This is a genomic window from Xanthomonas nasturtii, from assembly GCF_001660815.1.
In the GTDB taxonomy this organism is placed as follows: Bacteria; Pseudomonadota; Gammaproteobacteria; order Xanthomonadales; family Xanthomonadaceae; genus Xanthomonas; species Xanthomonas nasturtii.
Window position 1 is genome coordinate 1 of record NZ_LYMI01000052.1, and the last position, 23,015, is coordinate 23,015.

Below are 23,015 nucleotides of genomic sequence, written 5' to 3' on the forward strand. Positions count from 1 at the left end.
TCCGCCGCCGCAAGCGCAAGAAAGTGCCAGTGGGCGAGCGTCAGCCGCTGCTGCGGCCATTGCAGGCCAACCAGGTGTGGTCGATGGACTTTGTGTTCGACCGCACCGCCGACGGCCGGGCGATCAAGTGCCTGGTGATCGTGGACGACGCCACACACGAAGCGGTCGCCATCGAGGTGGAGCGTGCAATCTCGGGCCATGGCGTGACGCGTGTGCTGGAGCGGCTGGCCATCAGCCGCGGCTTGCCGCAGGTGATCCGCACCGACAACGGCAAGGAGTTCTGCGGCAAGGCAATGGTGGCCTGGGCGCATGCGCGTGGCGTGCAGTTGCGACTCATCCAACCCGGCAAGCCAAACCAGAACGCCTATGTCGAATCGTTCAACGGCCGGTTGCGCGATGAATGCCTCAACGAGCACTGGTTCCCGACACTGCTGCACGCACGCACCGAGATCGAGCGCTGGCGACGCGAATACAACGAGGAGCGACCCAAGAAAGCAATCGGCGGCATGACGCCCTCCGCGTATGCCCAACAGCTGGCCAACACCGATATCATCAACCCCGGACTCTAGACCCGCCTGCTACTCAGGATGGGGGGACGTCGGGTGGACGCCACACCCGTGCCCATCAATGGGAAGGCCACCCAACTACCCGCCGCTCGCTTTACGTCCAAGTTTCAGGGCGGCCGCTAGCCAGGCGATCAATCGATCTGAACAAGCGGTTGCCGCCGCTTACTCTAAGGACTTCCAAGCCAGAGGACCAATCAAGAACTTGTCGTCCACCGCATTGGCAATAGCAAAGTGAGCTGGGTTATCGCGGCGTTTTCAGTGGGCGTGAGAGTAGGTCGGCTGATTGGCAACAGACGTCACCCCAGCCTTGTTCGTCCATGCTTCTGAGTCCATGCCAGAACAAAATCTCATTGATCCGCCGTGCAACGAATTCGGCATCCTGAGCAGTGAGAGCTTTTGCCTCAATGATCTGCGCCATACCCGCGAAAGCGCGTAAGAAATGGCATCTGTCAGGACTTGATGCCCGCAACGCCGGCACCGCATCGTCCAAGTGATCAAGGTGGGTTCGCAACTGGGCTCTGTCCATAACCCAGAGTATCGATGGCGCTGTCGCATCGCCTGAGATCGCACCGCCTGTGCCTCGCTGTGGAGCCACCCACCTACTGGTGGCTCAGGTCGTTGGAGCTGGGTGACAACTTCAAGAATTAGGGATTGACGCTAGAGTTCGTTTGTTAGATACAGTGACGTCCGCGTGCCACATCGTGGCAATAGGGGCTCGGCGCAACCCTGCCACTCGCCCAGTTGGGCTGCCTGCTTCAACTCCGTCAACTCATGCGTTCCTCAACAGGCAACGGCCTTGTTCCGTGCTTGCTGAGCTTGTGCGACCCCAGAAAACACAAGGAGATGTGCTGCTATGCGGTTCCGAATCTTCCTCGCCGTGTCGTTGATCACCACGTTCAGTGCTGCGGCTCAGGCCCAAGTGGTCACGCTCAACAAGGGTGGCTACACGTTGAGCTACGACTGCACCAACCGCACCGCGCTGCGCTACGAGTATGTACTGCAAGCCGACACCAGCTCGGCAGCGCGCCCTTCAAGCTTCAACCTGGATACCGAACTGCCCAGCGGCTGCGCCGGCCAAACGTCGAGTGCTTCCTACGCCAGTGTGCGCTCGGGCTATGACCGGGGGCATTTGGTGACCTCCAACCACATGGACTACAACGCAACCTACATCCGCCGTGCGAACTTGATGTCCAACATCGTTCCGCAGGTGTAAGTCGTGCCAAAACATCAACGAAAATTAATCGATTTCTTGACAGTAGCCGCCTAACAAACGGCTACTGTCGGTGTCAGGTCGGACCGTGAAGCCTGCTTCGGGCAATCTCGCGCTACGGCAAAATAGTGACAAGTCACCTTGATCCCGACTCGGTGTACCTTCGCAAGCAGCGTGGTGCTAAACCCAGCGCGGGGATCAAGGACGTCCCCAACCACCTCGTAGTTTCGGCAATTTCTTTAAGCGTCGTGAAACCAAAGCAGTGACTTAGCCACGCACTTTAAATCCCGATTTAGAATAAAGGCAAATTTTCCAAGTTATCCTTGGTCGTTTGATCATTCTTTGTCTTCAGATACTTTGTCGTCATAGGAACGATCTGAAGCGGAGCTCCGACTACCCAATTCCCCTCCGCCTTCTGGAACATAGTGGAAAATCGTTTCCCTTTCTCGATCATCTCAATGACCTTAGGGCGCGTTAGTTCCTGAGCGGGCTTCAACTTGGTTGACCCCACCATCACCTCATGAACTCTTAGCTTTGCGATGTGCGTTTCATCGGAGTTGTATCCAATGGCGGAAACGTAATAATCCACACTAGACATTTCGAAACCTCTTGAGAGACGATCTATTTCAAAAGAAAACCGATGACGAGGTTCATCCCGTGGAAGAACCCCACTGCAGTGCCATGTAGGCTTTGCCCACAATAAAACCAAAACCAATGGGCAAGGAAAACAGATGATTCGTTCGCCAGCGGCTCGGGGGCCTGGGCGCAGTCCGGCAGATGGCTAGAGAATTGTCTCAGGTTCTTCATGTCGTCACTGTCGGCTTTCTCGCCATCTTGCTGTCAGATTTTTCTGGAAGCGGCGCAGCTCGCAGGGTGGCCTTGACAGCCGGCCAATGCAACTCCATGATGGGGTCTAATTGAAAATACATGGAGGAAAAATGTCTGACTCTTACACGGCTAACGAAGTCGCCTTTGTTTTGGGAGAGACGGTAAAGGCAGTTAAAAAGACCATTGACACTGGCCCTGTAAAGACGACCCTCGCGAAGCAGGCAGGAACACGCATGCGATTCGTTAAACGTGAGGACCTGCTCTATTTGTTTGCCAATAAATCGCTGCAGGAAGAGTTGACAGCCAAAGCTCGTAGAGATCTGTATAAGGCTCTGCAAAAGGTCAATGTGGAGCGTGTCGACTCTGTTCGTCTTGGGAGTCTAAGCATCCATATCCAGTCTTTGCGGGCGGAGATGGACAAGAGGCAGCATGCCCTAGAAGCTCTGCATAAAGACGTCACGACCAATTCAGATGGCGAGGCGGTTATCGCCGGAACCGCAGTGGAAGCACATCGGATCGCAGCACTCCTAGAAGGGGGAATGTCGCCAAGTGAAGTTCTGGAAGATTATCCCAGTCTTACTCTGGAACAGATAGACGCAGCGCGTGCGTATGCTGAGGTCTATCCCAAGTTAGGTCGCCCGTATCCTGGGCGAACCTTCAAAAGGGCTGTGAGAGGATCCAGCTTTGAAGAGCTCGACAGCTTCATGGATGAAGAATGAAATATTTACTCGACACAAACGTGTTTCGCGAAATGGGAAAAACTCAGGGCGATTCAAACGCAACTAAATGGCTAGGTGAAGTCGACGATTGCAAGTTCTACATAAGTTCTTTAACTGTCTTGGAAATATGGAAAGGCGTCGAGCGATTGCGAACAAAGAAGCCGGAAGTGGCAGCCGACATTGAGCATAGGATCGAGGTGCTCTTCGAAGAATTCAAGGAAAGAATCATCAGCATCACCCCCGATATCGCCCGTACCTGGGGGCAGCTCCTCGCGCAGAGCGAGAAGCATATCAACGACACTGGCTTGGCCGCGACTGCCAAGGTTCACAACATGATCTTAGTCACGCGTAACGTTAAGGACGTAAAGGGCCGAAATCTCCGCGTGTTAGACCCCTACACCAAGTCCCCGAAGATCATCGACGTCTGACCAATGATTCTGCATGATGACTGCCCTATTCAGGGCACTTTTCATCATAGATGAATTTGCGAGATACCAATCTTGGCGGACGCTCCGGTGAAGCTGCCTTCGTCCGCAATGCCCAGCAGAGCCGATAAGTCAGCCGGCCGTTAACTTGCCGAGTAGCTCACATGACCCTTGGCCGGGTTCTCACCTCGTGGGTAGTGACCGGAGACCATCGCCCAATCGAAAAATCCTCCCTTCCCGCCCATGTAGCTCTGCTTGTTCGTCAGCGTTGGTGTGGACGCGCCCTCCTTCCGCATCTGCTGATACCAGCGAGCCAGGTCTGACCGCGTGATTGTACGGATCTTCGTCTTCTCACCCAGGTAGTCCACCAACGCTTGGATGGCCGACTTCTTGATGACATAGGTCTTGGGCAAGGTGCGGCCCTTCAAGGTCGCCAACCACGCATGCCGCGCCTTCCCAAGCGTCATTGGCTCAAGGGTCGAGCCGAGCTTGGCGGCATACGCTGCCACAGTCAGTGGCGACGCCGGCAGTGGGACTGATCGTTCGCCTTCCGAGCCGAGGCCTTCGTGGAGTTCTCGAAACAGCCTCACGCCTTTGGTGCTGTCGATTTGCCAGCGCTCATGCACGGTCCCGTCTGGCGTCCTGGTTCGATGCAAAGTCAGGTTGCGGAAGGGTGTTGCAGCAGAGGCGGATGCGACCAAGGCGGAAGCGTCTGCCTGACCGCGTCGATCCAACCCGTCGTCCCGCAATCGAGCGAACAGCCGCTCGTAGTGCGATGCCAAGGTGGCCGCGCGCAGTTGCGCCTCTTCCAAAACGGTCGTGTGCAAGGTGCGCTTGATGGCCTGCAAGCCAAGCAGCGGTTGGAGGTCAGCGGGAACCCGCTGCCGAAAGGACCATCGACCGGAGGGCAACGAACGCGACAAATACTGAGGGATACGCATCAACAACGAACCGGTTGCGCACTGCCTTGCCTCCCTTGGAACTCCTGTTGGGCTCCGAAAACGACGACAGCGCGGACCGATCAACCTCTCAAACCGAGTGCGGGGGCAGCACTATCGCCGGAGGCAACTGGTGGTCAAGGTTGCGGCTTCGCTTTGCGAGAGCCGCTGTCAGTAGTCGTGGACTTGGCCTATTGCCAAGCCCTGAGGCATCGGTCTTGGAGTGCGTCAAGCCAAGACGCGACAGCAAGCTGGACTGCTGAGCAGGCATCTCAGAATGGGCTAGCGATCAAGCGGTGCAGCCGACCGCTCGCTGCACCTAATCAGCAGTGCCCCTACTCACTCAGCTCTGACTTTAGGTATCATTTGAGGTATCAAAGCAGGCTCAGCCGGAAGACCCAAAATGCTTTAGGGTCAATGGCTTGCGTAAGGGCGTCTTCAGGCTCCGCCCACCTCCACCAAATAACGGTCCTAAGACGGCCGACTAAGGCCGGGAAGTCTCGATGCAGAGAGTTCCCGGCCTTTTTCATGGGCGTTGCATGGCACCACCGCAGATTGCGCCTGTTGCGTCAGTTAGTGACGCGCGTTGGGGGTTCGTGGCTGCGGGCGGCTGGCTCTGAAAGCGCGTCGGCAGACTCATCACGCGCAATGGCCTCACCGCGAAGTTGATCGAACAGTGCGAGCAGTTCGCTGGCTTCCTGCTGCGGCAAGACCAGGGCGCTCTTGTTGGGCTCTTCCATTGCACCGGCTCCGGTGACGCCTGGCGGCGTCCTGATCGAATTCACAGCAAGCTGCGTGCCAGCACCAGAACCTGTCGCTCAGAGCTGTTCGCGCTGCTGTTGCGCTTTGGCGTGCATCGCTTCGAGCGTGACCATGCCGGCCACGCGGGCAGCGGTCATGGCGCTGCGGTGATCTTCGAACGCCGGCGACAGCGTGGCGCCTGCCAGTTCTGCGGCCGGGCCAACGCCGATCCGCGCGATGTGCCAATCGGCAATCCAGCCGTGGGCACGGGCATCGCCTTTGGCGGCATGACAGGTCAGCTGGTATTTGCCTAGAAAGATGACCAACGGGTGCCCTTCCGAATCGCGGCCGATGAGGATACCGCCGCATCGTCGCGGCCGGGGGCACGGTCCCGTCTGCCAGCTGACTCGCTAAGCAGAGTGAAGCGCAGGCACGCCGCTTGCATCGGCCTCAACCAGACAAACGGTGTTGGGGAACACGGTGTTGACCAAGAAAGCAAAACGCCATGCCGCCGGAGCCTTACTGCTCGGCGGGATGATCTTCGTGCTGATCGGCGTGGGCGGCTACCTGACCACGCAGCGCTCGCTGGCCGACGCCGGCTGGGTGACGCATACGCAGGAGGTGATTGCCAGCATCGACGAGATCCAGGCGGGCATGCTGTCGGCGGAATCGTCGGTGCGCGGTTATGTGCTGACCGACAACGAAGCCTTCCTGGGCGTGTATGCCGACGCGATCGGCCGCCTGCCGGAGCGCATTGTGCGGCTGGATGCACTGGTGCAGGACAACGCAGTGCAACGGCGTCATGTCGTGCTGCTGGGCCGCTTGGTGGACGCACGCCTGGTGCAGATCGACGACCTGTTGCACAGCTATCGCACGCAGGGCCTGGACGGCGCACGCGCCTCGATCGCACGCGGCGTGTTCCAGACCTCTTCGTCGCTGCGTCGCCAGGTACAGACCATGACGGAGCTGGAGCGGCAGCAGCTGGTGAGGCGTAACGCCGCCACCTCGCGCAGTGCGCAATGGGTGCTGTGGGTGACGGTGATCGGCATCGTCAGCGGCCTGCTGGTGATGCTGCTGGCCTACCGTTTGCTGTCGCGCGAGCTGGAACGGCGCACGCGTGCCGAGGACCAAGCCAGCCATACCAGCGAGCGCCTGATCGAGTCGTTCGCGGCACTCGAACGCACCTCCGCCGGGCTGGAGGCACTGGCGCGTTATTCCGGGCTGCTGCAGAACTGCCGCGATGCCGAAGAAGCACTGGAAATCACTGCACGCACGATTGCGCCGCTGATTCCCGGCGCAGCCGGTGCGGTGTACCTGCTGCGCGCATCGCGCGATCGCGCCGAACAGGTCGTTGCCTGGGGCGCGATGGCCGACGACGACAGCGCCAGCATCGCACCGGACAACTGCTGGGCGCTGCGCCGCGACCGCACCCATGTGGTGATGGACGCCAGCCAGGGCATGCTGTGCCAGCATGCCGGCGTCAATCTCCCGGCACATGCAGGCACAGCCTGCATACCGTTATCGGCACAAGGCACGCAGCTGGGGATGTTGGCGTTGCGCAGCGAAGACCCAAGCGACCTCGCATCGTTGACCGTGGCCGAGGCGGCCGCAGAACAACTCTCGTTGGCGCTGCACAACCTGCGCTTGCGCGAAACGCTGCGTCAGCAATCGATCCGCGACCCGCTGACCGGCCTGTATAACCGCCGCTATCTGGAAGAAGCGCTCAACCACGAACTGGCGCGCTGTACGCGTCGGGTGCTGCCGCTATCGGTATTGATGCTGGATGTGGATCACTTCAAGCAGTTCAACGACCTGCATGGCCACGGCGGCGGCGACCGCGTGCTGGCGGCCATTGGCGAGTTGCTGCTGGCGCAGACGCGCGGCGAGGACATCTGCTGCCGCTACGGTGGCGAAGAATTGACGATCATCCTGCCCGAGGTGGACCTGCCCACCGCCTGCATGATGGCCGAGAAGCTGCGCGCCGCCATCGAAGCACTGCAGGTGATGAACGATGGCGTTTCGCTGCCGAAGGTCACCGCATCGTTCGGTGTCGCCAGCTTCCCCGATCAGGCCGGAACGGTGGCGCAGCTGTTGCGACGGGCCGACGAGGCGCTGTACCGCGCCAAACAGGGCGGCCGCAATCAGGTGGCGAGTGCGGGCGTGCCTGCAGCGGCGATGTGAGCGCGACTGAGCGGGAGGGCGTCACTCGAACGCCTGCATCAGCGTCAATCGGCATGATCGATGGTTACATCGGCGTGTAGCGCTCGCCGCATCAGTGCTCCGATAGAAGCGACTGCACGACAAGCTGCGTCGCTTGAGTACGCAGCGCATCCTGGCAAGCATCGCCCAGGCAGATGCAGTCGAACTTATAGGGCCAAAAAACGTAGCGAGCGCCCGCCGATGAGTGCGGGCGGCGTGGAGGAACCGGAGCGTCTGCGCGGTACATGCCAAGCACCGAACGCGCCCGCCTGGCGACCGAGCAGGTGGCCTCTCCGCCGTTGCTTATAGCAAGACCTCAGCGGCAGGCATGCCCAGCGTCGTCGGTCGGAATCAGGCCTGCGCCGGCCAGCATGCCATCGATGCGCGTGCGCACATAGGCTGCATCCTCCTGCGCGGCACTGCTCAGGATCGCTTCGGCGCGCGCCTGAAAATCCAGATAGTCGAAGTCTGCATCTTCGTCGGCCGCCAACTGCGGCAGTTCGTCCTGCAGCGCGTCCAGACGTATATCGAGTTCTTCGCGGGTGGGCATGGCAGACTCCGACGACAAAGACGATACGGTTGCGGCAAGGCCGTCAAGGATATGCGAAGCCTTGCGCTGCAACGCTTGATTTTCCGACCCGTTGCCGCGATGAAGACGCACTCAACTTTGACAACACCCGGCCGATAATGTTGCCGACTCCTACAGAACCTTCCCTGTGATCCTCCACCTGCGGCGGGATTTCCGCCTTGGCATCGTCAAGATGCTTGGGCCAATCACCGCGCTGTTGCTTTGCCTCTATGCGGTATACCTGGCCATGACCGGTCAGGCAGTTGCGTGCCTGGTCACCGCGTCGCTGGGATTGCTGGCAGTCTGGCGCGGCTGGCAGATGCGCAGCGCTGAAAGCACTGGCGCCGGTGGCGTGTGGCTGGCGTCGATCAATGTCGCCGGCTGCCTGGTGGCATGCTGGACCGGCGGCGATGGTGCCCTGCCCTGGCTGTTTCCGGTGCTGGCCACCAATTACTTTCTGTGCGGGCCGCAACGTGCGGTACTTTTGAGCCTGCCACTATTGGCGGCGTTATTGTTCTTGCCCGGTTTGATCGTCAGCCCGGGCCAGGGCGTGTCCACGATCGTGGTGACGCTGGTGACGTTGGCGGTGGGCTATGCGTTCTCGCTGCGCATGCAGGACGACCGCGTGCATCTGGAAGAGCTGGCCTCGCTGGATGCGCTGACCGGCTTGCCCAACCGCCGCATGCTCGAACGGGCGCTCACCCATCAGATTGATCAACGCCAGCCGCAGGAGCGGCTCAACAGCCTGATCATTCTGGATCTGGATCACTTCAAGGAGGTCAACGATCTGTACGGGCATGCCGCAGGCGACGCGGCGCTGTCGGATCTGGCTACCATCCTGCGCTACGAAGTGCGCGAACCGCATCAGGTGTTCCGTTTTGGCGGCGAAGAATTCGTGGTACTGCTGCGCGCCGGCTCGCTGGCGGAACTGGAAGCGGCCACCGAACGGTTGCGCAAGGTGATACGCAACGGCCTGCGCGGACCGGGCGGACGCATTACCGTCTCGCTGGGTGCTGCCCGCCATGATGGCGAAACGCATTGGCAGGACTGGTTTTCGCGTGCCGATGCGGCGCTGTATCTGGCCAAGAACGGCGGACGCGACAGCGTGCGGGTTGCCGACTGAGCGGCACGCTGCGCTGGGTAGCCAGGGCGCACTGCTTGAACCGTAGGCCGCCGCGCGCGGCGCGCAAGCCATGCAACAGCCCCGCATTGCCTTGTGGGCGCCTCAGACATCGCGCCCCGCCTTCCATCCGATCACCACGTCCTGGTGGCTGACCACGTCGCGTCATGCGTCGGTCAATCGAAGCGGGGCGACCCATTGGCCGCCCCGCTTGCCTCTCAACGCTCGACCACGGCCACCGGAACGGCAGGCGCTTGGTCCTGCTTCCAGCCGCCCAGCGCCTTGTACACGCCGACCACACGGACATTGACCGCCGCCTCGGCCTGCGCCAAGGCGTCGTCCGCCGCCAGTTGGGTGCGCTGTGCATCCAGCAGGGTGAGGAAGTCTTCCGAGCCCTCGCGGTAGCGGATCTGCGCCAGCTGTTCGGCACGCCGCGCGGCCTTGGCCTGCTCCACGATGATCGCCAGACGTGCCTGCTGGCGGCCATATCCGATCAAGGCGTTTTCGGTGTCTTCCAGTGCCAGCAGGACAGTTTGCTGGTACTGCGCCAAGGCGCCCTCGGCTTGCGCCTTGCTCGCACGCAGGCGCGCACGCACGGTGCCGAGGTCGAACGCCGCCCAGCTGATCGACGGGGTAATCGACCAAGCCTTGGCGTTGCCCTCGGTCAACCTGGCGGCATCGCCGGACAGGAAGCCGACAAACCCGCTCACGCTGATACGCGGGAACAGATCCGCCGTGGCCACGCCGACCTGCGCGGTGGCCGACGCCAGCCGGCGTTCGGCGCTACGCACATCCGGACGCTGACGCAGCAGCCCGGCGGTGTCGCCCAGCGGCAACGGGCGTGCGAACGCCGGCATGTTGCGTGCCACCAGGGTGGCATCCAGCGCGTCCGGCGGCTGCCCAAGCAACACGGCCAGACGATGGCGGTACTGCGCTTCGGCGGTTTCCAGCAACGGGATATCCGCTTCGATCGCCTTCAACCGCGCCAGGCTGCTCTGCACCTCCAGCTCGCTGCCGGCGCCCAGGTCCCAGCGCGTTTGCGTGAGCCTTTGGGTATCGCGCAGATTGATCAGGGTGCGCTTGGAGACATCGAGCTGCTTCTGCGTGCCGCGCAATTGGAAGTAATTGCGCGCCACTTCGGCAGCCACCGTGACCTGTACGTCCTGCAGGTTGGCCTGCTCGGCGTCCAGATCGGCACGTGCCGCTTCCGAGGCACGGCGTTGACGGCCGAACAGATCCAGCTCCCAGGCCGCATCCAGACCCAGTGTGGTCTGTTCAGTCAGGAAACGCTGGTTACCGGCAATTACCTGCTGTTGTTCGCGCCGATCGAAGCTGCTTTGCGCGGTGATGTGCGGCGCCTGGTCCAGACGACGCTCGACGAACACCGCGCGCGCCTGCTTGACGCGCGACACGGCGATGCGCAGATCGTGGTTGGCGAACAGCGCGTCGCGCACCAGTTGCTCCAGCACCGGGTCGTCGAACTGCGACCACCAGTTGCCGACCGGCGATTCGGCGCTGAAGGCAGCGTCCTGCGCGCCCTGCAGCGTGACCGATGCGGGCGGGTCGGGCCGGTAATCCGGCCCCACCGCGCAACCGCTGAGCACCAGCGCGGCCAGCGCCGCGCCGAGCAATGTTCTTACCATGGCAAAGTTTCTCCCAGGTGGGTGTAGCTGCCGGTGGCGCCATGCGCGTCCAGCAGCGCCATCTGCACGCTGCTTTGCGCGCCCTGCTCCACCTCGATCTCGCCGCCGCCACCGTTCATGTCGGTTTTGACGTAACCCGGATGCACCGTGTTGACCTTGATCGGGGTGTCGCGCAGTTCATAGGCCAGATGCACGGTCCAGCTGTTCAACGCGCTCTTGGACGCGTTGTAGGCCGGAATCTTGAAGTCATAGATCGGCGAGCCGGGCTGGCTGTGCAAGGTCAACGAGCCGAGGATGCTGGACACGTTGACGATGCGGCCGGCCAGCAAACGACGCAGCAGCGGCAGGAATGCCTTGGTCACGCCAACCACCGCAAACAGGTTGGTGTCGAAGGTGTTCTTCCACGCATCCAGGCTCTGCTCGGAGGGCTTGCGCTGGATGTCTTCGACCATGATGCCGGCGTTGTTGACCAGGATGTCCAGGTGGCCGTGGCGCTGCTCCACCGTGCCGACGGCAGCGGCGATGCTGATGTCGTCGTTGACGTCCAGTTGAATCGCTTCCACCGGCAGGCCTTCGGCCTGCAGCTTGAGGGCGGCGGCGACGGCGGCGTCGCGCTTGCGGCCGGCCAGCAGCGTGTGCACGCCGGCCTGGGCCAGTTGCCGAACGGTTTCCAGACCGATGCCACGAGTTGCGCCGGTGACCAGTGCAATTGTGCTGTTGCTCATTTCAATTTCCTTCAAATTGATGGAATGCACCACCGCGCTTACGCCTTGACGGGATCGTGCGAGACGGCAGCCGGTGCGGCGGGTTGTTCGCCACGGGTCACCCACTTGCGCAGTGCCACGTAGAACACCGGGGTCAGGAACAGGCCGAACAAGGTCACACCGAGCATGCCGGCGAACACGGTGATGCCGGTGACCGAGCGCACTTCGGCGCCGGCGCCATGGCCGAGCACCAGCGGCACGGTGCCGGCGATGAAGGCGATGGAGGTCATCACGATCGGGCGCAGACGCAGGCGGCAGGCTTCCAGCGCGGCTTCAACGATGCCCTTGCCGTGCATTTCGAGTTCGCGGGCGAACTCCACGATCAGGATCGCGTTCTTGCACGCAAGGCCCATCAACACCACCAGCCCCACCTGCACGAACACGTTGTTGTCGCCGCCGGTGAGCCACACGCCGAATAAGGCAGACAGCAAGGTCATCGGCACGATCAGGATCACCGCCAGTGGCAACGTCCAGCTCTCGTACAACGCAGCCAGCACCAGGAACGCCAGCAATACCGCCATCGGGAACACGATCAGCGCCGAGTTACCCTGGATGGATTGCTGATAGCTCAGATCGGTCCACTGGATGTTCATGCCGTTGGGCAACACCTTCGGCGCCATGCCGGCCAGCGTCTGCATCGCCTGTGTGGACGAGAGCACGCGCGGGTCCGCTTCACCGATCAGGTCGGCGGCCGGGTAGCCGTTATAGCGGATCACCGGGTCCGGCCCGTAGGTCTGGCCCAGCGTGACCATGCTGCCGATCGGCACCATGTCGCCATTGGCGTTACGGGTACGCAGGTTGGCGATGTCTTCGACGCTGTCGCGAAACTGCCCATCGGCCTGGGCGATCACCTGATAGGTGCGACCGAAGCGATTGAAGTCGTTGATGTAGGCCGAGCCCAGGTAGGTCTGCAGCGTGTCGAACAGGTTGGTCAGCGGCACGCCCTGCGCCTTGGCCTTGTCGCGGTCGACCTTGGCGTCGAGCTGCGGCACGTTGGCCTGGTAGGTACCGATCGGGAACTGCATGCCCGGCGTCTGCGAAATCGCACCGGACATCGCATTGACCGCGCTCTGCAACTGGCCATAACCCAGACCCGCACGGTCCTGGATGTACAGCGAATAGCCCGAGCCCTGTCCCAGGCCCAGAATCGGCGGCGGCATGAAGGCGAACGCAAAGCCCTGCTGGATCTGGCTGATGCGTGCATTGAGCTCGGCATTGATCTGCACGGCGCTGCGGCTGCGCTGACTGAACGGCTTGAGCGTGATGAACACCGTGCCGGTGTTGGGCGTGTTGGTGAACTGCAGCGGATTCAAACCGGGAAACGCGGCGGTGTGATCCACGCCTTCGGTCTGCAGCGCAATCTGGCTGATCTGGCGGATCACCTCGTTGGTCCGCTCCAGCGACGCGCCTTCCGGCAGTTTGGTGCCGGCGATCAGGTACAGCTTGTCCTGGGTCGGAATGAAACCGCCCGGCACCACCTTGAACATGAAGCCGGTGGCCACCAGCAGCAGCAGGTACACCAGGAATACCGCACCACGCTTGCCCAGCGCCCGCGACACTGCGCCCTGATACTTGTGCGAGCTGCTGTTGAAGAAACGGTTGAACGGACGGAACAACCAGCCGAACAAACGATCGATCAACCGCGACGGGCCATCCTTCGGCGCGTCGTGCGCCTTGAGCAGCATCGCCGCCAGCGCCGGCGACAGGGTGAGCGAGTTGATCGCCGAGATCACCGTGGAAATGGCGATGGTCACCGCGAACTGCTTGTAGAACTGGCCGGTCACGCCCGATAGAAATGCCATTGGCACGAACACCGCGCACAGTACCAGCGCGATGGCGATGATCGGCCCGGACACTTCGCGCATTGCCTGATGCGCCGCAGCCAGCGGGGTGAGACCCTCTTCGATATTGCGCTCGACGTTTTCCACCACCACGATTGCGTCGTCGACCACGATGCCGATCGCCAGCACCAGCCCGAACAGGCTCAGCGTATTGATCGAGAAACCCAGCAGATACAACGCGGCAAACGTACCGACCACCGACACCGGCACCGCCAGCAACGGAATGATCGAAGCGCGCCAGGTCTGCAGGAACAGGATCACCACCAGCACCACCAACAGCACCGCTTCCAGCAGCGTGTGCACCACTGCGCTGATCGAGTCGCGCACGAACACGGTCGGGTCGTACGCAGCCGACCACGCCATGTCCTGCGGGAACTGCTTTTCCAGCTCGGCCATCTTGGCGCGCACTGCGTCGGACAATTCGATTGCGTTGGCACCTGGCGACTGGAACACGCCCATGCCCACCGCGTTCTGGTTGTCCAGCTGCGAGCGCAGGGTGTAGTTGCCGGCGCCCAGTTCCAGACGAGCCACGTCGCTCAGCCGCACGATCTCGCCGCTGTTGCCGCTGCGGATCACGATATTGCCGAACTCTTCTTCGGTGGTGAGGCGGCCCTGCGCATTGATCGAGAGCAGGAAGTCGCTCTTGTTGGGCATCGGCTCGGCACCGAGCTGGCCGGCGGAGACCTGCACGTTCTGCTCGCGAATGGCGGCGACCACGTCGCTGGCGGTGAGCCCGCGCGCGGCGACCTTGTCCGGGTTCAACCAGATGCGCATGGCGTAGTCGCCGGCACCGAAGATCTGGATCTGGCCCACGCCCGGCAGGCGCGACAGCTCGTCCTTGACCTTCAAGGTGGCGTAATTGCTCAGGTACAACGAGTTGTACTTGCCCTTGGGCGAGGTCAGATGCACCACCATGGTCAGCGTCGGCGACTGCTTCTGCGTGGTCACGCCTTGCCGGCGCACGTCTTCGGGCAAGCGCGCCTGCGCCTGGCTGACGCGGTTCTGCACCTGCACCTGCGCCTGGTCCGGGTCGGTGCCGGGCTTGAAGGTCACGGTGACCACCAGCACGCCATCGGAGCCGGCCACCGACTTCATGTACATCATGTTTTCCACGCCGTTGATCGCTTCTTCAAGCGGCGTGGCGACGGTCTCGGCAATGACCTTGGGGTTGGCGCCCGGATACACCGCGCGCACCTGCACGCTCGGCGGTACCACTTCGGGGTATTCGCTGATCGGCAGCAGCGGCATGGCGATCAAGCCAGCCGCGAAGATGATGATCGACAGCACCGCGGCAAAGATCGGCCGGTCGATGAAAAAACGGGAAAAGTCCATTGGAATGGTCCTGAAAGAGGTTGCCGCCGGGTGGCGGCGCGGCACAGCGGCCCCGGGCCGGCCTGGTGACAAGGCCGGCGGTCATGGGCCGCGATGCAGCGATGAATCAGTGCAACCGTGGCAGGTGGTGCGCAATCGCCGGGCCGGCACGACTGCGCGCACGCTGCGCTGGCGATACCTAGTTGGAAGCGGTGCGCTTGTCCGCCGCCGGTGCCATGGCAACGGCCTTGGCATCGACCGGCATGCCGGGCATGAAGATCTTCTGCACGCCATCGACTACCACGCGGTCGCCGGCAGCCAGACCCTTGCGCACGATGCGCAGACCATCGGCACTGCGGCCGAGCTCCACATCGCGACGCTGCGCCTTGCCGTCCTTGTCGACCACGTACACGTACTTGCGGTCCTGGTCGGTCAGCACGGCCTTTTCGTCCACCAGCATGGCCTTGAACTGGCCGCTGCCCAGCAGCTGCACGTGGGCGTACAGGCCCGGCGTGAACTGCCGCTGCGCGTTGTCCAGCACCGCGCGCACGCGGATGGTGCCGGTGCTGCGGGTCACCTGGTTGTCCAGGAAATCCACGCGCCCTGCGTGCGGGAAGCCCTGCTCGCCAACCAGGCCGATACGCACCGGCAATTGGCCGCCGCGCTCGTCCGGACGCTCGCCGTTGCGGGCCATCTGCGAGTAACGCAGGAAGGTGCCTTCATCGGCATCGAAGTACACGAACACCTTGTCCAGCGACACCAGCGTGGTCAGCACGCTGGCGCTGTCGCCGGCGGTGACCAGGTTGCCGGCGGTGACCATTGCGCGCCCGGCGCGGCCGTCGATCGGTGCGCGCACGCGGGTCCAGTCCAGGTTGAGCTTGGCGGTGTCTACCGCGGCCTGTGCGGCCAGCAGGTCGGCATCGGCCTGGTCGGCGGCAGCGCGGCGCTGCTCCCAGATTTCGGTGGAAATGGCCTGCTGGTCTGAGAGTTTGCGCGCACGTGTCGCTTCGCTGCGCGCCAGCGTGGCCTGCGTGCGGGCCCGCACCATCGCTGCGTTGGCGCGGGCAAAATCGGCGCGGTAGCTACGGTCGTCGATGCTGAAGAGCACATCGCCCTTCTTCACTTCGGCACCTTCGGTGTAGTTGACCTTGTCGATATAGCCGGACACGCGCGGACGCAGCTCGACGCTTTCCACCGGCTCGATGCGACCGCTGAATTCGTCCCATTGGCTGATCTCTTTCAGCAACACCGGCGCGACGCTGACGCTGGGCGGCGGCGGTGCACCGGTCTGCGCGGCACCACCGCCGCAGGCGGCAAGCACGACGGCGAGCACGGCGCCCGTCAACACAGTACGTAAAGGAAAACGGAACGGGGTGGCGTTCGTGGTCATGGGGAAATCTCTCGGGTGGGAATGGGAAATTGCAAACCTGCCAGCCGGTTCGCCGACGGTGCGGCATGCGGGAGACGACTGACGGTCACGATGGCTTGTCCGGGCTGGCCAGGTCCGGCAATCAGGGACACGGCGGCGCGGCCGACATCCACGGCGCGGATCCATTCCGGACACGCGTCCTTGGCGCGGCCGGGCGTACACACCGGCTGCTCGACCGACAGCAAGTGCACGCGCACGCCAAGCGGCTTTGCTTCTTCATGCAGCACCTGGGCGAGCATGCGGGTGGCAGCGGCAGCAATCGACATGTCGCCGTGCGCCGACCAGGCGCGCAATGCGCACGGGCTGCCCAGCAACACATAGCGCCCGCCGCCTTCGGCTTCGGCCAGCAATGGCAGCAGGTGGCGGGCCGCGGCCAGGTGCGGCAGCACATCGCGCTCGATCCGGCGGCGCAGCGCAGCGACCGGGCGGTCGAGCAGGCGGCCGGCCTTGAGCGGGCTGCCCAGGCTGGCGATCACCGCTGCCAGCGGACGTGGGCGCTGCGCCAGCTCGGTGGCAAGCGCCTGCGCCGAAGCGTCATCGGCGACCGAGCCTTGCACGGTTTCCAGCAGCGGCGAGTGGCCATGCTGCGCGCGCAGCGCGTCGAGCTTGGCGGCGGCGCGTCCAATCACCACGGTCGGCATGCCGGCGTCGAGCAAGGCGGCGACGAAGCCCGCGCCCACGTTACCCGCGCCACCAATGACGGCCGTCTCGGATTGGACCATCCCGGTCATGGGACTTTCACTCCCGACATCGGGACAATTCCACGCCGTACCCGTGACGGCAGTCCAGTCCGCTGCGCAGGCGCGCCGCCGGCCTGGCGCTTGGGCGAGGCTGCGAACGTGCGCGAAACGCTGGCGCGCGGGCTTCTTACCGGCCAAACCACAGGATCGAAGGCGCTTTCAATCGTGCTGCGGGAACTCGAGGGCAAGCCGAAGACATCGCACAACCACATGGCCGTGCTCCTGGGTGGAAGAGGTGCTGCATAAGCTAGGCCTCAAAGCAGCACTTGATTAGTCCGGATTTAGGGGAATAATCGTCCCGCAAGCGGTCCAATCCCTCCTGACCCTCGGAAGGCAGTCCCATGACACACGACCTCAACGACACCTTGATCTTCGTCAAGGTGGTGGAACAAGGCAGCTTCATCGCTGCCGCCAACGCGCTTGGCCTGCCCAAGACCACCGTCAGCCGCAAGGTGCAGGAACTGGAAACCCGGCTGGGTGCACGCCTGTTGCACCGAACCACGCGCCGTATCGGATTGACCGAAGCCGGCTCGGTGTATCACGAGCATTGCCAACGTATTGCGCGCGAGCTGGAAGAAGCCGAAAGCGCGGTGGGGCAACTGCAGTCCGGCCCGCGCGGCTGGCTGCGTTTCACCGTGCCGTATTCGCTGGGCATCACCTGGATCGCGCCATTGCTGGGCGAATTCCATGCGCAATACCCGGAAATCCAGCTGGATATGCATCTGGGCAACGAGAAGCTGGATCTGATCGGCGGCGAAGCCGACCTGGCGCTGCGCGTCGGTGCGCTGCCCGATTCGAATTTGGTCGCACGCAAACTCGGCAGCCTGCGCACGCAGGTGTTCGCCAGCCCGTCCTACATCGAGCGCTATGGCGAGCCGTTGCATCCGGACGAGCTGCAATTTCATCGCACGCTGGCGCTGCGCAAGAACCGCAACGTGCACAACAACCGCTTTTTCTGGTCGCTCAGCGATGGCAGCGATGTGCGCGATTTCCCGGTCAATCCGCTGATGGTGGCCAACGACCCGGCCGCGCTCAACGGCGCAGTACTGTGCGGCGAAGGCTTGTTGCTGACCGGCGATGTGATGGCCAAGCCATTCGTGCAAACGGGTCTGGTGCGCCGCGTGCTGGCCGGGTGGACCGGGCCGGAGGTGGATTTCAATGCCGTGTTCGCCGGCGGTCGATTGGTGTCGCCGAAGGTGCGTGCATTCGTGGACTTTCTGGTGACGCGGATGAACTTCGATGCGGACTACATGATGGCGCAGTGCCCTGCCCGTCTGGCCGCGCAAAAAGCCGACAACGACGCGAAAGTCGAAGTGGGCGCAGAAGCGGAACTGCGCGCCGAGGGCAAGCGCATTCTGGAAAATGTCACGGCCTAAGACCGCTTCAGGCAGTCGCCCAATGGGGCAATCCTTCTCCCACTCGGGAGAAGGTGCCCAACGGGCGGTTTAGGGTACGTGTGCAAGCGATGGTTGAATGCCGGTGCGTGTTGCATCAAAGAGACGTAGCTCCAAGCTGTTGAGCAACACAGGTCCCGCAACTATCTAGATCAGAAGCTTGGTTAGTCGAGTGCGCGGTGTCCTCACCGCTCGCGGGACACGCCGTTAACCCGTCCATGGGGGCTCGGTGGCGGCATCCATGCCGCAAGCGGTGAGGACACCGCACCAGACAGTTGGCTGGTGGCTTTACTGAAAAACGAGGAGCGCGCAGCGGCTTGACGGTTGCTCGTTGAAAACCATGCACACCGACCATCTCGACTGGTCCTTGCCCGCTTACCGTCGCGGGACCTTGAGCGGCATGGATGCCGCGCCAGAGCTTACATGGACGTACTTGCAGCGTGTCCCGCGATGGTGGGCGGGCAAGGGCCCTGCAGCCCAGACGCAGATCAGCCGCTTTTGATCACCAGAAATGCAGCGCAAAAAAACAGGCCGCTTTCGCGGCCTGTTTTTCTATACATCGGGGCCAGTCAAATCGACCGACCCACGGTTCAATACATCAGCCTCAACGCATGCCGGTATTGCTGGCAGCGCCTTCTGCACGCAACGGGATCAGGCGGATCTCGACGCGACGGTTCTGTGCGCGGCCGGCATCGGTGCTGTTGTCGGCAATCGGATAACGCTTGCCGGCACCCATGGTTTCCATGCGCTCACGCTGCACGCCCTGCGCGGTCAGGTATTGCGCCACAGCACCGGCGCGCTCCTCGGACAAGCGTTGGTTTACCGCATCGCTGCCGACGCTATCGGTATGTCCGACCACTTCCACCATGGTCTGGTTGTATTCGCGCAACGTGGAGGCCACACCATTGAGCGCGGTGTAGAACTGCGGCTTCAATGCAGCCTTGCCGAAGTCGAAGGTGATGCCGTCCGGCAGGTTCAGGCTGATGTTGTCGCCCTGACGCTGCACTTCGATACCGGTGTTGGCGGTGCGCTCGCGCAGCGCGCGCTCCTGGCGGTCCTGATACTGGCCCACCGCCGCGCCGCTCAGTGCGCCGATGCCCGCGCCGACCATGGCGTGCTGACGACGCTCGGTGGCGCTATCACCGGTGAGCAGGCCTGCAGCCACACCGATGGCGGTGCCGATCAGCGCATTGCGCCCAGTCCGGTTCTGCTGTTGCGTCTGCTCGCCATATTGATCGCGCTGCACGTACGAGCCGCCGGTGGCGCAGGCGGACAGCGCAATGGCACTGGCCAAGGCAACGGCGAGACTCTTGGTGGCTGCTGGGGACATGGTGTTCTCCTATGACCGGACCATCCGGCACTCAATCGTGTGCATGAGGATAAACAGGCCAACGCGACTGGCGCATGATGAAAACGGACGCAATGCGCGTGCAGCGGGTGCACCATTCAGGAAAACGTTTTCGGCCTGCGCGCGTGCACATGTGCCATTCCGTCGGCCAATGTGCACCGCAAAATGCGCGCCTGTTCTGCGTTGCGTGCGACCGTTCCACCACTGCCTCGTGCGTAATCGAAGCAGGCACACGCGTATCGATCAGCAGCCACTATGCGCGCGATTTCGCATACGCGGCCAACGCCGCATCGCGCCCCTCGGCCAGACCAATGATCGGCGTGCGCGGGTACTCCGGTGCAAAGCGTGCCAGCGACAACGGATGCAACCACGGCGCAAAGCGTTCCCTTACTGCGAGCTTGCCGAGCTCGGGCACCCAACGCGTAATGTACGCCGCTTGCGGATCGAATCTTTCCGCCTGCGTCACCGGGTTGAACACGCGGAAATACGGCGCCGCATCGGCGCCGGTGCCGGCCACCCATTGCCAGCCCATGGTGTTGTTGGCCAGGTCCGCATCCAACAGCGTGTCCCAGAACCACCGCGCGCCTTCGATCCAGTGGATGCGCAAATGCTTGCACAACAAACTCGCCACGATCATGCGCACGCGGTTGTGCATCCAGCCGGTATGCCAGAGCTGACGCATGCCGGCATCGACGATCGGAATGCCGGTGCGGCCACGTTGCCACGCCTGCAGCGCGACCGGATCCACCGACGCCCAATCGAATCCTTCGAAGCGCGGATTGAGATTCTGGTTGGTGGTGTCCGGAAAGTGATGCAGCAAGTGATACGCAAAATCGCGCCAGCCCAACTGGCGGATATAACCGTCGATTTCCGCACCGTTACGCGCGTTGCGATGCGCTTCCAACGTACTAGCAATGCGCCACGGCGCTATCTCGCAGAAGTGCAGGTGCGGCGACAGCTGCGAGGTGCCAACGCGGTCGGGGCGGTCGCGGTTTTCACGATAGCCGTTGAGCGCACCGTCGATGAAGATCTCCAGCATTTCATGTGCGCCAGCTTCGCCAGGCTGCCAGTGCTCCCAGAAGCCCTGGTCCCAGTTCAAGCGCGGCACCAGCTGCAACGTGTCGAGTGCCTCTGTCGTCAACGTCGCGGGCAACGGCGGCAGGCTGCGCGGCGCCGCCATTGCGGCAGGCAATTGCAGCTGCGTCAACGCATTGCGCCAGAACGGCGTAAACACCTTGTACGGGCCGCCTTGCTGGGTGGACAACTGCCAAGGCTCGAACAGCAACGCAGCATTGCAGCTCTGCACTTCGATGCCGCGTTCGCGCAATGTACGTTTGATCTGCGCATCGCGCGGTTGCGTGGCCGGTTCGTATTTGCGGTTCCAGTACACCGCCACCGCGCCGGTCTGGGCGATCATCTCGTCCAGCACCTGTGCGCTATTGCCGGCGCGGATGACCAGGCCGCTGCCCAGCGCGCGCAACGCTACATCCAGCGCCGCCAGCGACCGATGGCGCCAGCTGCGCGATGCGGAACCAGGCGTCCACTCGCCTTCTTCGTGCGGCGCATCGATATACAGCGGAATCGGGTGATGCCCGGCATCCACTGCGGCGCGCAAGGCCGGGTTGTCTTGCAGACGCAGATCGCGACGGAACCAGACGATGGCGTATGACATGCGAACTCGGCAGCGACGGTAAGGCTGCGCAGCATAAGCCAGCAGATGCAACGATGGCGCGAGGCAGCGGCGTGCATTGGTGTAGCAAGGACCCCGCAGCAAACGCACAGCGTCGGTCAAGGGTGCGGTGTCCTCACCGCTCGCGGGACACGCCGTCAACCCGTCCATGAAGTGACCCCCGGAAGTTGGACACCCCGTCCAACTCCGAGGATTTCATGAATCGATATGATGCACGCTTCAAACTTCAGGTCGCCAAGGAGGCCTGCAAGACCTCAATCTCGCTCAAGGCGGTGGCCCGCAGTTATGGTCTGGATTTCTCTACGGTCAGGCGTTGGGCAGCGACCTACCGGCTACATGGTTGGCGCGGGTTTGACCGCAAGCCTCGGTCCTACGATGTCCCGTTCAAGCTGGAGGTTCTTGAAAAGATGCGCCAAGAGGGGATGTCTGCGCGCGAGGCCACGAGCTACTTCCAGATAGGCAGTGCCGGCGCGGTGGCACAGTGGCAACGGCTGTATGCTGACGGCGGCGCCCAAGCGTTAGCGCCACCTCCATTGCCGCCTCACAAACCGATGAAAAAGACCAGCTCGTCCAAGCCCGCCGAGGACATGAGCCGCGATGAGCTGCTCAAGGAAGTGGCCTACCTGCGTGCGGAGACGGCCTACCTAAAAAAACTCGATGCCTTGATCCAGCAAGAGCAGGCGGCGCAGCGTACAAAGCGCACGCCGTCCAAGGATTGAGGCAGACCCACGCACTGCCGCTTTTGCTCGAAGCGGCCGAGCTTTCACGCAGCACGTTTTACTACCAGATGCATGCCCTGGCCCATCCCGATCAGGGCGAGGTCGCGCTGTGCGAGCGCATCCGCGCGATTTACGATGAACACCAAGGGCGCTATGGCTATCGCCGCATCACACTGGAATTGGCCAATCAGGGTGAGGCGATCAACCACAAGCGGGTGCAGCGTCTGATGGCCGCACTGGGCCTGCAATCGCGGGTACGCATCAAGCGCTACCGCGCATTCAGGGGCGCAGCCAATGTCATCGTGCCCAATGTACTGGACCGCCAGTTTGAAGCCGCTATGCCTAACCAGAAGTGGGTGACCGATGTCACCGAGTTCAAGGTGCAGGGCATGAAGCTCTATCTTTCACCAATCATGGATCTGTACAACGGCGAAATTGTGGCTTACCAGATGAAACGCCGGCCGGTGTTGGACCTGGTAGGTCAGATGCTGGATCAGGCAATCAAGAAACTGTCACCCGACGCTCGGCCGATGATCCACTCTGACCAGGGATGGCACTACCAGCACGAAAATTACCGGCATAAGCTCGCAAACCATTCTCTGAAACAAAGCATGTCCCGACGCGGCAACTGCTTGGACAACGCGGCCATGGAGAGCTTCTTCGGGACGCTGAAGTCAGAATTTTTCTACCTCAACAGCTTTGACAGCATCGAACGCCTAGAAGCCGGGCTGGTGGAGTACATCAGGTACTACAACGAAGACCGGATCAAGTTGAAATTGAACGGCCTGAGCCCGGTAAAGTACCGGCAACAGGCCGAGCTAG

Annotated in this window: 19 protein-coding genes and 2 pseudogenes; 8 read left to right on the top strand and 13 right to left on the bottom strand. The window is 62.4% G+C overall.

The features are described 5' to 3' along the window. Together A7D16_RS17055 and A7D16_RS17060 are read left to right on the top strand one after the other, a co-directional pair. A partial coding sequence (locus A7D16_RS17055) for an IS3 family transposase (protein ID WP_064634474.1) occupies positions 1-569 on the top strand: 569 nt, incomplete at its 5' end. Positions 570-1,419: 850 nt separating this feature from the next. Then, positions 1,420-1,776: pseudogene (locus A7D16_RS17060) on the top strand (DNA/RNA non-specific endonuclease); the annotation flags it as partial. A 292-nt stretch (positions 1,777-2,068) separates the two neighbouring features. Here A7D16_RS17060 and A7D16_RS17065 read toward each other — a convergent pair. Then, positions 2,069-2,374 carry a DUF3892 domain-containing protein gene (locus tag A7D16_RS17065; protein WP_064634475.1) on the bottom strand — a complete coding sequence of 102 codons (306 nt, stop codon included), beginning with the start codon at positions 2,372-2,374 and terminating at the stop codon, positions 2,069-2,071. Between the two features lie 340 nt (positions 2,375-2,714). Here A7D16_RS17065 and A7D16_RS17070 point away from each other — a divergent pair, with 340 nt between their 5' ends. Both A7D16_RS17070 and A7D16_RS17075 read left to right on the top strand, forming a co-directional pair. Next, positions 2,715-3,323 (top strand): DUF433 domain-containing protein, encoded by a 609-nt coding sequence (locus A7D16_RS17070; RefSeq protein WP_064634476.1) that lies wholly within the window; start codon positions 2,715-2,717, stop codon positions 3,321-3,323. Next, positions 3,320-3,751 carry a type II toxin-antitoxin system VapC family toxin gene (locus tag A7D16_RS17075; RefSeq protein WP_064634477.1) on the top strand — a complete coding sequence of 144 codons (432 nt, stop codon included), beginning with the start codon at positions 3,320-3,322 and terminating at the stop codon, positions 3,749-3,751. The genes A7D16_RS17070 and A7D16_RS17075 overlap by 4 nt, the downstream gene beginning before the upstream one ends. Positions 3,752-3,897: 146 nt before the next feature. Here the strand turns inward: A7D16_RS17075 and A7D16_RS17080 are convergent. From A7D16_RS17080 to A7D16_RS17085, 3 genes and pseudogenes are all read right to left on the bottom strand, one after another. Beyond that, positions 3,898-4,689: pseudogene (locus A7D16_RS17080) on the bottom strand (DUF6538 domain-containing protein); the annotation flags it as partial. Positions 4,690-5,255: 566 nt separating this feature from the next. Beyond that, positions 5,256-5,426 (bottom strand): hypothetical protein, encoded by a 171-nt coding sequence (locus A7D16_RS23810; protein WP_162841563.1) that lies wholly within the window; start codon positions 5,424-5,426, stop codon positions 5,256-5,258. 78 nt (positions 5,427-5,504) lie between these two features. Next, positions 5,505-5,753 (bottom strand): hypothetical protein, encoded by a 249-nt coding sequence (locus tag A7D16_RS17085; protein WP_064634478.1) that lies wholly within the window; start codon positions 5,751-5,753, stop codon positions 5,505-5,507. Positions 5,754-5,961: 208 nt separating this feature from the next. Between A7D16_RS17085 and A7D16_RS17090 the strand changes: the two genes are divergently transcribed. Further along, entirely contained in the window at positions 5,962-7,608 is a 1,647-nt protein-coding gene (locus tag A7D16_RS17090) for a sensor domain-containing diguanylate cyclase (RefSeq protein WP_064634479.1), read from the top strand. A gap of 334 nt (positions 7,609-7,942) precedes the next feature. Here the strand turns inward: A7D16_RS17090 and A7D16_RS17095 are convergent, their stop codons facing one another. Continuing rightward, positions 7,943-8,248, bottom strand: coding sequence for a hypothetical protein (locus A7D16_RS17095; RefSeq protein ID WP_064634480.1), 306 nt, complete (start codon positions 8,246-8,248; stop codon positions 7,943-7,945). Between the two features lie 94 nt (positions 8,249-8,342). On the opposite strand from A7D16_RS17095, the gene A7D16_RS17100 reads away from it, so the two are divergent. Continuing rightward, complete coding sequence (locus tag A7D16_RS17100; protein WP_064634481.1) at positions 8,343-9,317, top strand: GGDEF domain-containing protein; 975 nt, start codon at positions 8,343-8,345, stop codon at positions 9,315-9,317. Between the two features lie 215 nt (positions 9,318-9,532). Here the strand turns inward: A7D16_RS17100 and A7D16_RS17105 are convergent, their stop codons facing one another. From A7D16_RS17105 to A7D16_RS24155, 6 genes are all read right to left on the bottom strand, one after another. Beyond that, positions 9,533-10,957: an efflux transporter outer membrane subunit gene (locus A7D16_RS17105; protein ID WP_064634482.1), complete on the bottom strand. Its 1,425-nt coding sequence runs from the start codon at positions 10,955-10,957 to the stop codon at positions 9,533-9,535. Then, positions 10,951-11,682 (bottom strand): SDR family oxidoreductase, encoded by a 732-nt coding sequence (locus A7D16_RS17110; RefSeq protein ID WP_064634490.1) that lies wholly within the window; start codon positions 11,680-11,682, stop codon positions 10,951-10,953. The genes A7D16_RS17105 and A7D16_RS17110 overlap by 7 nt, the downstream gene beginning before the upstream one ends. 38 nt (positions 11,683-11,720) lie before the next feature. After that, positions 11,721-14,894: an efflux RND transporter permease subunit gene (locus A7D16_RS17115; RefSeq protein ID WP_064634483.1), complete on the bottom strand. Its 3,174-nt coding sequence runs from the start codon at positions 14,892-14,894 to the stop codon at positions 11,721-11,723. 178 nt (positions 14,895-15,072) lie between these two features. Further along, positions 15,073-16,263: an efflux RND transporter periplasmic adaptor subunit gene (locus A7D16_RS17120; protein WP_064634484.1), complete on the bottom strand. Its 1,191-nt coding sequence runs from the start codon at positions 16,261-16,263 to the stop codon at positions 15,073-15,075. Further along, positions 16,260-17,033, bottom strand: coding sequence for an SDR family NAD(P)-dependent oxidoreductase (locus tag A7D16_RS17125; RefSeq protein ID WP_064634485.1), 774 nt, complete (start codon positions 17,031-17,033; stop codon positions 16,260-16,262). The genes A7D16_RS17120 and A7D16_RS17125 overlap by 4 nt, the downstream gene beginning before the upstream one ends. Next, positions 17,030-17,254: a hypothetical protein gene (locus A7D16_RS24155; RefSeq protein WP_064634486.1), complete on the bottom strand. Its 225-nt coding sequence runs from the start codon at positions 17,252-17,254 to the stop codon at positions 17,030-17,032. The genes A7D16_RS17125 and A7D16_RS24155 overlap by 4 nt, the downstream gene beginning before the upstream one ends. 129 nt (positions 17,255-17,383) lie before the next feature. Between A7D16_RS24155 and A7D16_RS17135 the strand changes: the two genes are divergently transcribed. Further along, positions 17,384-18,418, top strand: coding sequence for a LysR family transcriptional regulator (locus A7D16_RS17135; protein WP_047696769.1), 1,035 nt, complete (start codon positions 17,384-17,386; stop codon positions 18,416-18,418). 622 nt (positions 18,419-19,040) lie between these two features. On the opposite strand, the gene A7D16_RS17140 is transcribed toward A7D16_RS17135, so the two are convergent. Together A7D16_RS17140 and A7D16_RS17145 are read right to left on the bottom strand one after the other, a co-directional pair. Next, a complete protein-coding gene (locus A7D16_RS17140) occupies positions 19,041-19,766 on the bottom strand; it encodes an OmpA family protein (RefSeq protein ID WP_064634487.1) in 726 nt (241 codons plus the stop codon). Between the two features lie 271 nt (positions 19,767-20,037). Beyond that, on the bottom strand, positions 20,038-21,456 hold the full coding sequence (locus tag A7D16_RS17145; protein ID WP_064634488.1) for a cryptochrome/photolyase family protein: 1,419 nt from the start codon (positions 21,454-21,456) through the stop codon (positions 20,038-20,040). A gap of 215 nt (positions 21,457-21,671) precedes the next feature. Here A7D16_RS17145 and A7D16_RS22630 point away from each other — a divergent pair. Continuing rightward, positions 21,672-23,015 (top strand): IS3 family transposase gene (locus tag A7D16_RS22630; RefSeq protein WP_409350104.1). Its coding sequence is split into 2 segments (ribosomal slippage), with 1,342 coding nucleotides annotated over them: positions 21,672-22,139 and positions 22,142-23,015; the frame shifts between segments, so codons are not numbered across the junction. This gene is flagged as partial in the annotation.

Excerpts from the sequence above, each read along its gene's own strand:
- A7D16_RS17070 (WP_064634476.1), top strand. The coding sequence starts at position 2,715 with ATGTCTGACTCTTACACGGCTAACGAAGTCGCCTTTGTTTTGGGAGAG.
- A7D16_RS17110 (WP_064634490.1), bottom strand. The coding sequence starts at position 11,682 with ATGAGCAACAGCACAATTGCACTGGTCACCGGCGCAACTCGTGGCATC.
- A7D16_RS17075 (WP_064634477.1), top strand. The coding sequence starts at position 3,320 with ATGAAATATTTACTCGACACAAACGTGTTTCGCGAAATGGGAAAAACT.
- A7D16_RS17140 (WP_064634487.1), bottom strand. The coding sequence starts at position 19,766 with ATGTCCCCAGCAGCCACCAAGAGTCTCGCCGTTGCCTTGGCCAGTGCC.
- A7D16_RS17120 (WP_064634484.1), bottom strand. The coding sequence starts at position 16,263 with ATGACCACGAACGCCACCCCGTTCCGTTTTCCTTTACGTACTGTGTTG.
- A7D16_RS17065 (WP_064634475.1), bottom strand. The coding sequence starts at position 2,374 with ATGTCTAGTGTGGATTATTACGTTTCCGCCATTGGATACAACTCCGAT.
- A7D16_RS17135 (WP_047696769.1), top strand. The coding sequence starts at position 17,384 with ATGACACACGACCTCAACGACACCTTGATCTTCGTCAAGGTGGTGGAA.
- A7D16_RS23810 (WP_162841563.1), bottom strand. The coding sequence starts at position 5,426 with ATGGAAGAGCCCAACAAGAGCGCCCTGGTCTTGCCGCAGCAGGAAGCC.
- A7D16_RS17105 (WP_064634482.1), bottom strand. The coding sequence starts at position 10,957 with ATGGTAAGAACATTGCTCGGCGCGGCGCTGGCCGCGCTGGTGCTCAGC.
- A7D16_RS24155 (WP_064634486.1), bottom strand. The coding sequence starts at position 17,254 with ATGTGGTTGTGCGATGTCTTCGGCTTGCCCTCGAGTTCCCGCAGCACG.
- A7D16_RS17115 (WP_064634483.1), bottom strand. The coding sequence starts at position 14,894 with ATGGACTTTTCCCGTTTTTTCATCGACCGGCCGATCTTTGCCGCGGTG.
- A7D16_RS17125 (WP_064634485.1), bottom strand. The coding sequence starts at position 17,033 with ATGACCGGGATGGTCCAATCCGAGACGGCCGTCATTGGTGGCGCGGGT.
- A7D16_RS17145 (WP_064634488.1), bottom strand. The coding sequence starts at position 21,456 with ATGTCATACGCCATCGTCTGGTTCCGTCGCGATCTGCGTCTGCAAGAC.
- A7D16_RS17090 (WP_064634479.1), top strand. The coding sequence starts at position 5,962 with ATGATCTTCGTGCTGATCGGCGTGGGCGGCTACCTGACCACGCAGCGC.